This is a genomic window from Amycolatopsis keratiniphila, from assembly GCF_000400635.2.
GTDB classification, from domain to species: Bacteria; Actinomycetota; Actinomycetes; order Mycobacteriales; family Pseudonocardiaceae; genus Amycolatopsis; species Amycolatopsis keratiniphila.
Window position 1 is genome coordinate 368,033 of record NC_021252.1, and the last position, 14,514, is coordinate 382,546.

Sequence of the window (14,514 nt, forward strand, 5' to 3'; positions counted from 1 at the left end):
AACTCATGGGCTGAAATCGCAAGTCTGTAGCTCCCGCTGCCACTACCTCCCATCAACGGCTGGTGTCCGAGGGCTGTCGGTGAACAAAACCCCGTTTCACAGCAGACACGTCAACCGCCGTGCCGATTTTATCCGTTATCGGCAGGCGCTCATGAACTGGAGCGTTGAAAATGAAACTCACACGCCGGACCAGGCGCCATCGCGCCGAAGTCCCCGGCCTTTTCAAGGCCAATCCATACTCCCGCCGATCGAACCGCGTGCTGCGCGGGGCCGCGATATCGGTCACCGCGACCTTCGCGCTGGTCGGCCTGGTGACGAACACCGCCGCCGCCGCTCTGCCGGGTCTCGACGGCCTCGGCCTTTCCGGAACGGACACCACCTCACTGCTCGCGAGCTCTCAGCCCGGCTCGTCGGTGAGTACTTCCGGAACGAGCGGCCCGGTCCCCGCCGGGGACCTCCCGACAGCGCAGATCCCGACGGTCGGCAAGTTCCTCAGCGGCGACGTGCTCAGCGGTGGCATCTTCACCGGCGGCCTGTTCGGCGGCGAGACGAAGCAGACGTCCGTCGACCCGAACCAGTCCGGTGGCCACTCGACCGGTGACACCTCCCATGAGGGCGGCGGCGACGCTTGCGACTTCTTCCTGCAGCACATGTGGAAGAACGAGGACGGGATTCCGTTGCTCGGCAGCAACTCGCACGCCCTGACCTACCACACGGACCCGGCGTACAAGAACCTGATCCTGTCCATGGCCAGCGGTGCGATCGGCAACTCGCACATGCCGGTCATCGACGCCTACGGCGGGCCGCTGGGCTGGATCCCGATCTTCAACCCCTCGCACGTGCGGGGCCACGGCACCGACTACCTCACGATGGCCACGGGGTGCGGCGGCATGGGCCTGCCCATCGACACCAAGACCATGGCCCTCGACATGTCCCGGCTGCCGACGCCGGAGAAGGTGGTCGACTTCGTCCAGAAGGGGATGCCGAGCGTTCCCGACCCGGCGAGGGTCCTGGCACCGGACTACCTCTACAACACCCTCCAGGTCGCCGAGATCATGAACCGGCTCGGCCCCGACACGGTGTTCACCCCGGACGAGTACTTGTCCTTCGCGGGCAACAACTTCGACGCCATGCGCCTGCTGTGGCAGACCGCGTTCGAAAAGGTGAGCAGCGGCGACCCCGCCGCGGTGCTGGATGTCCTGAAGGTCACCGACAACATCAAGACGTTCCAGTCGCTCGGCCTGCCGGGTCTGCCCGGCTCGAGTGGTGACACCCTCACCGGCGGCCTGCCGCTGCTCGGAAGTCCGTCGAACAACCCCGGCTCGACTCCGCTGCGGCCGGGCGTCCCGGCCATCGGCGGCACGCCGATCTCGGGCGAAGGTCCGAGCATCCCGGCCGGTTCACCGGTCTCGGGTTCGGTCACCTTCACCAACACCGGCACCGAGCCGATCACCAACCTGAGCGGCTCGTTCCCGGGCGGCACCGTCACCTCGTCCGCGACCTCGGTCGCGCCGGGCGGCACCGTCACCTTCACGTTCACGGCCCCGGCGAAGACGGGTTCGCAGAGCGCGAAGCTGACGATCACCGGCACCAAGCCGAACGGCTCGACCGTCAGTTCGGAGATGACGATTCGCTACGTGGGCACGCCTGCTCCTGGCACGCCTGCTCCGGGTACGCCCGCGCCGGGTCTTCCGGGGTTGCCTCTTCCGGGTCTGCCGAGCCTGCCCCTGCCGGGTACCCCCAGCGGGCCCGGTACGCCGACCCAGCCCGGACTGCCCGGTCTGCCGGCCCTCGGTGGGATCTTGGGTCCGGTGACCGGATTGCTGGGCAACCCGCAGCCGCAGCCGACCCCGGTGCCGGTTCCGACGCCGCAGCCGACTCCGCACCCGGTTCCGGTCCCGCAGCCGACTCCGGTTCCGCAGCCGACTCCGCAGCCGCAGCCGTCGGCGAGCATTTCCGTCGGTACCCCGCTGGTGAACGGGAAGGTCGCGGGCAGCGCCCCCGGTCCGAACGTTCCGTCGGGTAGCCCGGTCACCATCACGATTCCGGTGACCAACAATGGCACCGTCCCGGTGTCCGGGCTGGGCGGCACCACCTCGCTCGGCACGCTGAACTGCGGCTCGGGCCAGCTGGCGCCGGGCAGCACCACTCGCTGCACGGTCACCACGACCGCGCGGCCGGGCGCGAACTCCGCGCAGTTCAACTTCACCGTGTCGGGGCCGAACGGCACCCAGCAGAGCAAGAGCTGCCGGATCTTCTACACCGGTACGGCCTCGGGCTCCGGCAAGCTGACGATCACCGGCAAGCCTTCGGTCAACGGCGCCGTGGTGGGCCCGAACTCGACCGTGACCGTGCCCGCCGGGAGCAAGTCCACGATCAAGGTGCAGGTGGCCAACACCGGCACCGCGCCGATCACCAACCTGCGGGGCACCTCGCAGAACGGCCAGGTCACCTGCGCCGGCACGACGCTCGCCCCCGGAGCGAGCACTCAGTGCACGATCGCGTTCACCGCGAGCCCTGGCGCCAAGACGGTGAAGGCGACTTTCACCGGCAAGGACGCGGCCGGCAACACCTCGACCGCCGGGTTCTCGCTGAACTACACCACCACCGGTGTCTGCACCTGCGACCCGGCCAACTCGACCGCCACCACCGCCGCGAGCGGATCGGCCGCCTCGGCCAAGGCGGCCACGCCGACCAAGTCGGCCGTGTCGGCAAAGTCGTCCACGCCGACCAAGTCGAGCACGTCGACTGTGCCGACCGGATCGGCCACGTCGTCGACCGGCTCGACCGGGTCGACCGGGCACACCACGTCGACCGGGTCGGCGGTCACCTCGCCGCTGTCCATGATCACCGGCGCGGGCACGCACTGACAGACATCGGCTGACGACAGCCGGACACCGCCGAGACAACTGATCAGCCTCAGCAGAGCGTGGAAAGGTTTCTCATGCGTACCTGGGTAAAACGGTCCATTCAGGCCGGGTTACTCGCAGGTGGCTTGATGCTCCTCGGCGTGGGTGTGGCCCACGCCGAGGAGGACACCGGGCCTTCGCGAACAAGTGACCAGGCGACCGACACGACCGCGGGCACCAGCCCGCTGACCACCGTGACGTCGCTGGTGTCGGGACTCGTGCAGCCGCGGCAGGCGGCAACGACCTCGGCATCCGCGTCGACACCCACCACCACAACGACAACAACGACAACGGGCACCGGCTCGGCCACCTCGGCGGGCACCGCGTCGGCGACTCGGCCGGTCTCGCCTGTCGTGGGAGTCCTCGCACCGGTCAGCTCCGCGCTGACCGGCCAAGCCGGCTCGTCCAGCCCGGTGACCGCGGCAACCTCGGCAATCACCGGGGAGCCGGACACCAGCGTCGCCGGGACAGTACCGACGGCCGAGCCGGTGGAGGCAACAACCGCCACCACCACGGGTGACGACACGGCCAGTGCCGCCACCACCGCCACGACCACGTCCGCTCCGGCAGACACCGGCTCCAGCGGCGATGACAGTGGGTGCTCGTGCCACCTGACCATGGGCACGCCCACGGTCGACGGCACCAACGCCGGATCACCGGACACCGCCGTACCGGTCGCCGCCGGCCAACCTGCGACCGTGTCCGTTCCGGTGACCAACACCGGCACCGGCACCGTCAGCAATGTCAGCGGCACCACCCCCAGTGGTGCGTTGACCTGTTACGACAGCACGTTGGCCGCCAGTGAAAGCACCGTGTGCACCGGGCCGTTCACCCCGGCCGCGGACACCACCACGGCCCCGGTCATGGTCACCGGCACCACGGCGAACGGTGAGCAGGCCGGCACCACCGGCACCGCCCACGTCGCGCCCGCCGCCGGCCCGGCACCGGGTACCGGCAGCGACACCGGGTGTTCGTGCGACCTGACCATGGGCACGCCCACGGTCAACGGCACGGACGCCGGATCACCGGGCAACGCGGTACCGGTCACCGCCGGCCAGCCGGCGACGGTGACCGTGCCGGTGACCAACACCGGCACCGGCACGGTCAGCAACGTCGAGAGCACCACTCCCAATGGCGCCTTGACCTGTTACGACAGCACGTTGGCCGCCAGTGAAAGCACCGTGTGCACCGGAACGTTCACACCGACCGCGGGTACCACCGCGACGCCGGTCACGGTCACCGGCACCACGGCGAACGGTGAGCAGGCCGGTGCCACCGGCACCGTCCACCTCGCCCCCGCCGGTCCGGCACCGGTACCTGCTCCGCTGCCGGTACCGGGCACCGGCGACCCGCACGGTGATCCCGGGACTCACCCGGGTTCGCCGTCCAGTGGCGCCCCGTCCGGTCACCAGACCGGCGGCTCCGGGCACGGCACCGCCGGTGCCGGTCATGGAGCGGTCATGGTGGGGAGCGGTCTCGTTTCCCATGCGACCGGAGCGCACAGCGGTTCGGCCGAAGCGTCGCACCACGGCGCCTCCGGCGAGCACTTCGATGCCGGATACCCGGTGCCCGCCGGTGCCGTCGAGGCCGGTGGTGGCGGGACCGCTGACGATCAGTGGCCCGTCGGCGGCGGAATCGCCTTCCTGGTGATCGCCCTGCTCATGGTGACAGCGGCAGCCGCGCGCCGTCGTCACTTCCGATAGGGGGAACGGTGTGGTGTGGCCTTGCCCCGGCCACACCACACCATCCCTCCTCGTTCGACGACTGGAGAGGCATGGCTGTCGAAACCATCCGGACCCGCCTGCTCCTGCTCGCCCTGGTCGGCCTGGCGTGGATGCTGGCGGCCGTCGCGTTCTTGCCGGGTGACACCGGCTTCGCGGTGGTGAGCGCGTCGCTCGTGATCATCGTCGGCGTCGGTTGGGAGACGCTTCAGCAGGCCGGTCGACAGCTGTGCCGGGGCAAGGACAGGCAAAGGCCCGGGTTCGGCGCGATCACCTCGGCCATGGCCGCCGCGGCGGCATTGGGTTTGGTGATCAGTCTGACCACGGCCCCGATGCCCACACCGCCCACGCCCGCCATGGCGGACTCACGACCCTCTCCGCCACCGGCGCCCCCGACGGTCGTCGACCCCGCGGTCCGAGTGACCCCGACCGCGGTGCACATCCCCAAACTCGGCGCAGACTCGTCGCTGATCGAACTCGGCCTCGACGCGAACCGGCGCATGCGGACCCCGCCGGTGACCACCCCGATGCAGGCGGGCTGGTACGAGCCGGGGCCGGCACCCGGCCAGACCGGGCCCGCGGTGATCGTCGGTCACATCGACGGCGCGACCCAGCCCGGCATCTTCTACCGGCTGCACGAACTCGCGCCGGGAGACCGCGTCATCGTCGAACGCGCGGACGGTTCCGTCGTCATCTTCGTGGTGCGCCGGACCCTGCACGCCCCCAAAGATCGCTTCCCCACCAAGGAGGTCTACGGCCGCACCGCCGGTCCGGAACTGCGATTGATCACCTGCGGCGGTTCCTTCGACCGGGCCGCGCGCTCATACCGCGACAACGTCATCGTTTTCGCCCGGCTCGAAGGAGACGACGGCCACGACCGGCATGGGTGAGCACGGAAGCCCGTCATCACCCGTCATGGCTGTAAGCAGCGATCAGCCGCTCCATCACCTCGACCGGCAGGTTCGGGTGTTCGGCGACCGCGCGGTAGGTCCGGCGTGCGGTGGCGTTGCGTGCCGTGTGGTGCAGCAGGTCCGGGTCGCAGTTGGGGTTCGTCGCGAGCCTGCGGAACAGGCTCGGCCCGTGCCGTTCGGAGAGTGCCCGCAGCCGGTCCGCCGGCAGCGCGGGGTGTGGCGCGATTCCCTTTGGCGACACGGATGTCGTCGTCCGTCACGAGCAGTTCGAAGACGTCCGCGGGTAGTGCGGTGCGCTCGGCGACCAGCATGCGGACCCGTGCGGACGGGGATGCCGCGAGAAGACGCAGTTCGTCGTCTGTCGCCGTCACGACACGAGGCACCGGGTTCGGCCCGATCCGGATCGAGCCTGCCAGGTGGGTGAGGACGTCCAGCGGAACGGACGCCGCCTCAAGCCGCACAGGATGTCTCGGGCTCGTTCGTCCACTCCGCACTCCGGTCGGATCGCCGCGGTTCCGCTCAAGATACGGCCCGAGGCCGGGGGCCGCGGCGGAACGGCCATTCCGCCGCGGCCCCGAACCTCACTTCAGGTGCCGGGCGAGGAACCGGCCCGCGGCTTCCCCCGCGAACCACGGGACGCCCGTGTGCCCGCCCATGTTGGCGTTCAACGTCTTCTCCTTGGAGCCGAAGGCGTCGAACAGATCCAGCGCCTGCTGCCGGTCGTTTCCTTCGTCGTCCCACTGCAGCAGGACATGCAGCGGGATGGAGACCTGTCGGGCCTCTTCGAGGATGCTGCGCGGCACATAACTCCCGGCGAACAGGACGGCGGCTTCGAGGCGCGGTTCGACGACCGCCAGCCGGGTGCCGATGGCGATCACCCCGCCCGAAAGCCCGACCGGGCCGCGGATTCCGGGCAGCGCGAGGAGCGCGTCGAGGGCGGTCCGCCATTCCGGGACGGCCGTTTCGACCAGCGGGAGGACGAGCCGGTCGATGATGTCGTCGGTGACCGGCTCGCCGGCCTTCAGCACGCGCCGCAGATCGGCGCGGGCCTCGTCGACGACAGGGAAACGCGGCCGGTCACCGGCTCCGGGAAGTTCGATGGCGGCCGAGGCGTAGCCCTCCGCCGCGCAACCCAGGGCCCTGGCGACGAGCCGCGGGTGCATCCCGCCCAGTCCGCCGGGGTGGCCCATCAGGATCAGCGGGACCGGCGCCGCGGACTCCGGCGTCCACAGGATGCCGGGGATCTCGCCGAGGGTGAATTCGCGCTCGAGAACACCGTTTTCGAGGTGTTTTTCGGAAGTGAAGTGCATGGTCGTGCCTTTCGGGAGTGCTCGTGAAACGGCGCTCCCGGACGACCTACCGCCCGACCGTGACCCCTGAGGGGAGCACCCATGACTCGATGTCCACGGGTACCACCTCCTCGTTCGCTCGCACGGCCTCCGGCAAGGTAGCAGCGGCCGCGATCGGACACCAGCGCTTTACCCCACCACCGAAAGCCCGTCCGCCACGACGACGCCGTCGTGCAGCACCGTGCGGTCCTTGCCGCGGTCCATCACCGCGCTCGTCGGGGTCTCGCCGTCCACCAGCACGAGGTCGGCGCGGTCGCCGACGGCCACCCCTGGACGGTCGGCGATGCCCGCCAGCCGCGGCACGTCGTGGCTCATGATCGACGCGCCGCCCATCGTGGCGACGGCCAGCGCCATCTCGATCAGGTCGTCGCGGCGGAAGCCGTTCGTGAAGGCGAGCTGCCAGGTGCGGTCGAGCAGGTCGCAGTTGCCGTACGGGCTCCAGTAGTCCCGCTGTCCGTCCTCGCCGAGGCCGACGCGCACCCCCGCGGTCGTGAGGTCCGCGAGCGACAGCTGTCCGTCGGTCGACGGCGCGACGGTCGCCATCGCGATGTCCAGTTCCGCGAACGTGTCGATCAGGCGACGGCTCACCGATTCCGAGATCGAGCCCAGTTCGTACGCGTGCGACATGGTGACCTTGCCGCGCATGTCCAGCGCCCGGACCCGTTCGATCACCAGATCGGTGGAGAACACGCCGAGGTGGCCGGGTTCGTGCAGGTGGATGTCGACCTCGACGCCGTACTTCTCGGCGAGCCCGAACACGACGTCGAGATGCCCCTTGGGGTCCTTGTCCAGCGAGCACGGGTCGATCCCGCCGACGACCGTGGCGCCCGAGCGCAGCGACGCCTCCAGCACGTCCACGGTGCCGGGTTCGCGCAGGATCCCGGCCTGCGGGAACGCCATGATCTCGACGTCCGCGTGCTTGGCGAAGCGCTCCTTCGCGGCGAGGACGGCATCGAGCTTCTCGAGCCGGCAATCGACGTCCACCTGCGCGTAGGTGCGCACGCGGGTGGTGCCGTTGGCGATCATCCGCTCCAGCGTCCCGGCGACGCGTTCGGGCAACGGGACCTCGGCGTTCCGCCAGTTCTCGCGGTCGTTCAGCATCATCGCCCACACGCCGGGCGCGCCGGTGTGCGGCCGGAACGGCAGGCCGATCCGCGTCGAGTCCAGGTGGACGTGCACGTCGCTGAACGACGGGAACAGCAGCCGCCCGCGCCCGTCGACGGTGTCCGGCGCCGCCGCGGCGGCGGGATCGTGCGGCCGTACCGCGGTGATCCGGCCATCGGCCACTTCGACGTCGCTGCGCTGTCCACCCCAGGGGCGGACGTCACGGATCAACAAGGGAGCACCTTTCTCGACGAGCTCCCTTTGGTATACCAAAGCCCTATCGCGGGGGCAACGTCAGGCGACTCACTTCGTGTGCCGGTACGGGCGCGTGTGCCCGGTTTCCGCGTTGTGCTTGGTGATGTGGTCGATCCCCATCGATTCGAGCCTCGGGTACTCGGTCACGTCGAACACGTTGTCCTCGCGGCGATGCGGGTAGACGTCGTGACCCTTGCCCGGCCAGTAGGGGAAGACCACGTGGGTGTCCTTGTTGGAGTTCTTGGCGAAGGTTTCGGAGACGTAGTCCCACTTCTCCTGGACGAGCGGCCTCCTCGGGTCGTTGGGATCGTTGATCCACCCGGGCATCTTGATGTTGTTGTCCTTGAGGGTGCCCTCGAGGGTGTTGCCGCCGTTCTGCTTCGCGATCTTGGTGGCCTTCTCCTCGATCGAGCCGAGGTACTCGTCCTCTTCGCCGCGTTTGCGCTTCTTGGTACCGCCGGACCAGAAGAAGTGCTTGTCCGCCTTCAGGATCTCGTCGAGTTTCGGCTTGAACTTCTCGAACTCCTCCTTCGACATCTTGTCGACGTCGATGGGAGGTTTCCGCGGGCTCCTCCGCAACGGCTGGGGTTGCCCGCTGGGCCCGGCGGGCTGCGGCCGGGGCTGGCTGCCAGGCCCGTTCTTGCCGCAGGTGCCGGCGAGGCCGAGCGGGTCGCCGACGAGCAGTGGTTGATCGACGTAGCCGACGGGGTTCGGCGCGGCCGCGAGGCCGAGCGGATCCTGGCTGAGGTAGCGCGACGTCCGCGGGTCGTAGTAGCGGAAAACGTTGTAGTGCAGCCCGGTTTCCTCGTCGCGGTGCTGGCCGGGGAAGGCCAGCGGCATCGACGCGGTGTCCGCGCCGGGCAGCGGCACACCCCAGAAACTGCTGCGGTCCTGCCAGACCAGCGTGCCGCGTTCGTCGAGCATCTCGGTCGGCGTGCCCGCCGGCGACGTGATCACGGCGCGGAACAACGCGTCTTCGAGCCCACCGGTGCGCTCGATCTGCACGACGGGACGGTCGTCGTCGTAGCGTTCCCAGGTGAAGAGCCGGTAGGACTCGTCGGCGGGGTCGTAGTCCATGCGCTCGACCACGGTCATCCCGCTCCACAGGAAGCGGACGTCGTGCGTGAGCTCGGCCTCGCCGTCCTGATCGATCAGCCAGCGGCGTTTGGCGAACCGCCGCCCGAGCGGGTCGTAGTGATACGTCCAGAGCGCGCCGTCGGGAGTGCGCACCGAGCGCAGCCGGTCGAGGTGGTCCCACTCGTAGGCACAGGACCGGTCGGCGGTGACGCGCCCTCGCTCGTCGGAGTCGTAGACGCCCTCGTCGTGCGTGAGATTGCCCGCCGCGTCGTGGGTGAACCGCTCCACCCCCGCGGGTCCGCGTGCCTCGCTGACCCGGCCCGCGGCGTCGAAGCCGAGCCGCCACGGCCGGATCGCGTCGTCGACGGCGGCGAGCCTGCCGTCCGGGCGGTAGCCGTACACGCGTGTCCCGACGCCCGCGATCTCCTCTTCGGCGAGCCGGTCTTCCGCGTCGAAGCGCCGCCGGAGCACCACGGTGCCGTCGACGCCGCGCGTGATCTCGCGTTCGGCGTGGTCGTAGCCGAATTCGATCTCGTGCCCCGCGATCTTCAGCGACCGCGGCAGTCCCGATTCGGTGAACCGCCACTCACTGTCCACACCGGAAGAAGTCCGGCGGACGAGCACGTCCCCGTCGTACCGCCAGCACACCCCGAGACCGTTGATCGTGTCGACGACGACCTGATCCCCGTCGTGCACCATCTCGACCCGCGACTCGATGTTCTCGGCGACGGTCATCCTGCCGAGCGCGTCGTATTCGTACCGCGTGACGTCGTCCGGGGTGCGCCGCGCCACGACGTTGCCCTGGAGGTCGTAGAAGTACTCGGTCGCGTCACCCGTACTGCTGATCATGCGAAGCAGTTGCCCCGCGGCGTCGTAGGTGTAGCCGGTCCGGCGGCCGTCGTAGTCGGTCTCCTCGACGAGCCTGCCCGCGGCGTCACGGACATAACGCCAGGTGCGGCCGTTCGGATTCGTCACCGAGGTGAGCCGCAGTTCGCCGTCGTAGGTGAACAGCGTGCGCGCGCCCGCCGCGTCGGTCTCCTCCATGACGAGGCCGAACGGGCCGTACTTGCGGCGCCGCGCGGCACCGGTCGCGTCACGGTGCTCGACGACGTGGCCTTCCGCGTCGTGCACCCACGTCTCGCGGCCGCCGTCCGGGCCGAGCCGCCACGCGCGCCGTCCGTCGGCCGTCCAGCCGAGCTTCGCCGCGCCGCCGGACGCCGTGTACGCGAGCCGCGGACGGCCGAACAGGTCGCGGTCGCCGGGGCGATCCGTCACCGGAGCGTCGGTGAGCGGGTCGGGCGCGTCCGGGATCTCGACCGGCAGCCCGGTGCCGGTGAGGGTGGTGGCCGGATCGAACGCGGGAACCGTCCGCCGGACGTCTCCCGCCGACAGCCGGACTTCGCCCGCGGCGTGCGCCAGCGACACCGTTTCCCCGCCGGGACGGTGGACGGCTACCAGTTCGCCGTCTTCGTTGTACTCATAGCCGGTCTCCCGGCCGATTTCGTCCACTGTGGACAGAAGCTCGTCGCGCCGGTTCCAGTTGTAGCGCTGGGAGTTGCCCAGTGGATCGATCCGTTCGATCAGCTGCTTGGCGTCGTTGAGGCGGTACGTCCACGTGTGGCCGACGGCGTCGGTGTGCCGGGTCGTGCCGGGCTCGTAGACGAACGTCGCGTTGTAGTACCCACTCGCGCCCACGGCGCGGACGCAGCGCCCGGCGTCGTCGTAGACGTAGCGGTACCAGGTGCCCGTGCGGTCCTTCCAGCCGACGAGCCGGTGCCCGAAGTCGTAATCGAGTGTCATCGGGCGGCCGGCGTAGTCCGTCACGGTGCTCAGCTGGCCGTGCCGGTTGTAGGCGAAGCGCACGAGCGGCGGCTGCCCCGGAGCGCCGAGCGCGACGATCCGCCCGTTCGCGGTGCCGATCGCGAGTTCGACGCCGTCGTCGCGGCGGAGCCCCACGGGCGTGCCGTCGGCCGCGTACGCGAACTCGGTCCGTCCGCCGTTCTGCTCGATCGCCACGAGCGGCAGGATCCGGCCCGCACCGGCGAAACGCAGTTCGCGATCGCCCATCGACAGCCGATAGCCGTCCGCCGCGCGGCGCAGCCGGTGCCGCGGCCCCTGCGCCGGCAGCACGGGCGTACCCGTCGGAACGGGATAGGTGAGCACCATGCCGTCTTCGGCGTAAAACAGGACGCGGTCGCTCGCCAGCACCAGTCGTTGGTCCATTGTGGACGTCCAAGAAGGACCGAACCAGCGGCCCGCGGTGTAGGACGACAGATGTGTGCGGGAGAGCTCCAGCTCCGCCGCGTCGCCGGGCAACGTCACGTCGATCTGCTTCATGACGACCTCGCCGGTCGCGACGTCGACGGGGTCACCGCAGTAGTTCTTGGAATCCGAGGACGTCGAGCGGTCCCCGTTGCCGTCCTTCTTCGTGGTGTCGGTGCTGCCGCCCCGGTCCCGGTTGCCCCCGCCGCCGGTGCCGCTGCTGTTCGTCTGGTCGCTGTCGCTCTTGGTGTCGATGCTCCTGTCGTTGGAGTTGCCGCCACCGCCGCCACCACCATTGTTGCCGCCGCCGGCGCTCGAACCGGTGGTGCCCTCGTCGAGCCCGCGATCGTTGCCGCCCTTGGTCTTGGGCGGCGGCGGGGCGTCGACCTTCCCGCCCTGCAGTTTGCGCAGGGCCTTGGCCGCGTCGTCGAAGAGCGAGTCGGCCCGCTTGAGCAGCGGCATCAAACCCTTGAGCGCCTTGACGAGCTTGGTGGTGATGTCGGCGATCTTCGCGGCGGTCTTGGCGACCGCGGTCACCACCTGCGGCACCACCCAGGTCAGCCCGATGCCGAGGGTGAACAGCACCTGCAGCGCCCAGCTGATGAGGTGGCCCACGAGTTCGGCGATGATGTCGCGGACGAGGGTGCGGACGGCGGCGACGACCTCGCCCGCGGTCTTGACCCCGCTGGACGCTCCTTCGCAGCCTTTCTGCGCGGCCATGAGGACGTTGACAGTGTCTACCGAGCGTTCGCGGTAGCGGTCCGCCGCGTCGCCCGCCCAGGTCTGCAGGTCGGCCTTGACCAGGTCGGTCAGCTCCGTGCCGACGGCGCCGAGTTCCTTGGCGATGTTGGTCCAGGTTTCGGCCTGTGCCTTGATCTGGTCGGCGTCGCCGGTCAGGGCGTCGAGCGCGTCGGAGAGCGGGCCGACGTGTTCGAGCAGCCAGCCGACGCCCGCGGCGAGGATCGATCCGAACGGATCCATGGCCATCGACAGTGCGTCGAGGGCCGTCCCGACCGCGCCCATCGCGACGGCGGCCCAGTCGCCCTTCTCGATGCCTTCTTTGAGGTCGTTCGCCGATTCCAGCAGCGGAACGCCGGAGTGTCCCTTGGTGGAGTCCTCACGTTCAGCGACCAGCGGATTCGCCATATGTGCCGTCTTCCTGCCTCGGGATCCTCGCCGACTGGGCCAGGCGATTTCTACCATCGCCGCGCCCCGGGAACCCGGTGCGGGAAAGGATCTTTGTCCGCGCGCCGGGAGATCGACCCGTACGGGCAGGGTCTTGCGAGTTCTGCTATGTGGAAGTTAACCTCCGCAGATTGAAATTGCCCGGCATCGCTCGCTTCTACCGAGAGGCGGATCCATGGTGAAGAGGACGCAGGCCGGAACGGCCGCGAGCGGCAGGCCCGAGGACGAACGGCTCGGGATCGGCAAGAGTTTCACTTACGGCATCCAGCACGTCCTGACGATGTACGGCGGGATCATCGCGCCGCCCCTGATCATCGGCGGTGCCGCGGGCGTTTCGACGGCGGAGATCGGGCTGCTCGTCGCGTCGTGCCTGTTCATCGGCGGGCTGGCGACAATCCTGCAGTCGTTCGGCATCCCCTTCTTCGGCTCCCGGCTGCCGCTGGTCCAGGGCACCTCCTTCGCGGGTGTGGCGACGATGACCGCGATCGTCGCGGACGGCGGACTGCCCGCCGTCTTCGGCTCGGTGATCGCGTCCGCCGCGCTCGGCCTGCTCATCACGCCGGTGTTCTCGCGGCTGGTGAAGTACTTCCCGCCGGTCGTCACCGGGACGGTCATCACCGTGATCGGGCTCAGCCTGATGCCGGTCGCCGCCCAGTGGGCGATGGGCAACAACACCAAATCGCCGGAATTCGGTTCGGTCTCCAACGTCGGGCTGGCCGCGATGACGCTGGCGATCGTGCTGCTGCTCAGCAAGGTCGCCGTCCCGGCGATCTCCCGGCTCTCGATCCTCCTGTCGATCGTGGTGGGCACCGTACTGGCCGCCGTGCTGGGCAAGGCCGACTTCTCCAAGGTCTGGGACGGCCCGATCTTCGCGGTACCGACCCCGTTCGCCTTCGGGATGCCGACCTTCGACGTCGCCGCGATCGTGTCGATGTTCATCGTCGTACTGGTGACCCTCACGGAGACCACGGCCGACATCCTCGCGGTCGGCGAGATCGTCGACACGCGGGTCGGCAAACGCCGGATCGGCGACGGGCTGCGCGCCGACATGGCGTCCTCGGCGATCGCACCGGTGTTCAACGGGTTCATGCAGAGCGCGTTCGCCCAGAACGTCGGCCTCGTCGCGATCACCGGGATCAGGAGCCGGTTCGTGGTGACCGCGGGCGGCGTGATCCTGCTGATCCTCGGCATGCTCCCGGTGCTCGGCCGCGTGGTGGCCGCGATCCCGTATCCGGTGCTGGGCGGTGCCGGTCTCGTGCTGTTCGGCACGGTCGCCGCGTCCGGCATCAAGACTTTGTCCAAAGTGGACTACAACGGGAACATGAACCTGGTGATCGTCGCGGCGTCGGTCGGGATGGGCATGATCCCCGATCGCGGCGCCGGAGTTCTATCACCACTTCCCGGCGTGGGTCGGCACGATCTTCCACTCGGGGATCAGCTCCGCCGCGCTCACGGCCGTCTTGCTGAACCTGTTGTTCAACCACCTCAAGCCCGCCAAGGCGGGCGGTGATCCGTCCGTGTTCGCGACGGCGACCAGGGTGATCGACTACTCCGACCTGAAAGCCTTCTCCCGCCTCGAAAACGGCGACAAGATCGTCGACGGCAAGATCGTGGACGCCGACGGCAACCCGGTCGAGGTGCGGGACGAAGAAGGCAGGCCTGTGTCGTACCGGATCGGTTCGGAGCCAGACGCGCACGGGTGAGTGAACAACCTTCCCGGCGGCCGGAACGTCCACTTCGT

Annotated in this window: 8 protein-coding genes and 1 pseudogene; 4 read left to right on the forward strand and 5 right to left on the reverse strand. The window is 69.4% G+C overall.

The annotated features are described in order from the left end of the window. The first annotated feature begins 170 nt into the window (after positions 1–170). Positions 171–2,870, forward strand: a complete 2,700-nt coding sequence (locus AORI_RS84525; RefSeq protein ID WP_043847852.1) for a COG1361 family protein — start codon at positions 171–173, stop codon at positions 2,868–2,870. Positions 2,871–2,970: 100 nt separating this feature from the next. On the opposite strand, the gene AORI_RS82355 is transcribed toward AORI_RS84525, so the two are convergent. Next, on the reverse strand, positions 2,971–3,642 hold the full coding sequence (locus AORI_RS82355; RefSeq protein ID WP_123798251.1) for a hypothetical protein: 672 nt from the start codon (positions 3,640–3,642) through the stop codon (positions 2,971–2,973). On the opposite strand from AORI_RS82355, the gene AORI_RS42770 reads away from it, so the two are divergent. Further along, positions 3,608–4,612 (forward strand): hypothetical protein, encoded by a 1,005-nt coding sequence (locus tag AORI_RS42770; protein ID WP_123798253.1) that lies wholly within the window; start codon positions 3,608–3,610, stop codon positions 4,610–4,612. The genes AORI_RS82355 and AORI_RS42770 overlap by 35 nt on opposite strands. A 71-nt stretch (positions 4,613–4,683) precedes the next feature. After that, positions 4,684–5,520: a class F sortase gene (locus AORI_RS84110; RefSeq protein ID WP_016330810.1), complete on the forward strand. Its 837-nt coding sequence runs from the start codon at positions 4,684–4,686 to the stop codon at positions 5,518–5,520. A 16-nt stretch (positions 5,521–5,536) separates the two neighbouring features. Here the strand turns inward: AORI_RS84110 and AORI_RS42780 are convergent, their stop codons facing one another. The 4 genes from AORI_RS42780 to AORI_RS42795 all read right to left on the reverse strand — a co-directional run bounded on the left by AORI_RS42780 (position 5,537) and on the right by AORI_RS42795 (position 12,734). Next, a complete protein-coding gene (locus tag AORI_RS42780; RefSeq protein ID WP_016330811.1) occupies positions 5,537–5,782 on the reverse strand; it encodes a hypothetical protein in 246 nt (81 codons plus the stop codon). Positions 5,783–6,122: 340 nt separating this feature from the next. After that, complete coding sequence (locus AORI_RS42785) at positions 6,123–6,851, reverse strand: dienelactone hydrolase family protein (RefSeq protein ID WP_016330812.1); 729 nt, start codon at positions 6,849–6,851, stop codon at positions 6,123–6,125. 168 nt (positions 6,852–7,019) lie between these two features. Beyond that, complete coding sequence (locus AORI_RS42790) at positions 7,020–8,228, reverse strand: amidohydrolase family protein (RefSeq protein WP_016330813.1); 1,209 nt, start codon at positions 8,226–8,228, stop codon at positions 7,020–7,022. A gap of 69 nt (positions 8,229–8,297) precedes the next feature. Continuing rightward, positions 8,298–12,734: a DUF6531 domain-containing protein gene (locus AORI_RS42795; RefSeq protein WP_016330814.1), complete on the reverse strand. Its 4,437-nt coding sequence runs from the start codon at positions 12,732–12,734 to the stop codon at positions 8,298–8,300. A 214-nt stretch (positions 12,735–12,948) separates the two neighbouring features. Between AORI_RS42795 and AORI_RS82115 the strand changes: the two are divergent. After that, positions 12,949–14,476, forward strand: a pseudogene (locus tag AORI_RS82115) (nucleobase:cation symporter-2 family protein). Positions 14,477–14,514: the final 38 nt, after the last annotated feature.

Excerpts from the sequence above, each read along its gene's own strand:
- AORI_RS84525 (WP_043847852.1), top strand. The coding sequence starts at position 171 with ATGAAACTCACACGCCGGACCAGGCGCCATCGCGCCGAAGTCCCCGGC.
- AORI_RS84110 (WP_016330810.1), top strand. The coding sequence starts at position 4,684 with ATGGCTGTCGAAACCATCCGGACCCGCCTGCTCCTGCTCGCCCTGGTC.
- AORI_RS42795 (WP_016330814.1), bottom strand. The coding sequence starts at position 12,734 with ATGGCGAATCCGCTGGTCGCTGAACGTGAGGACTCCACCAAGGGACAC.
- AORI_RS42785 (WP_016330812.1), bottom strand. The coding sequence starts at position 6,851 with ATGCACTTCACTTCCGAAAAACACCTCGAAAACGGTGTTCTCGAGCGC.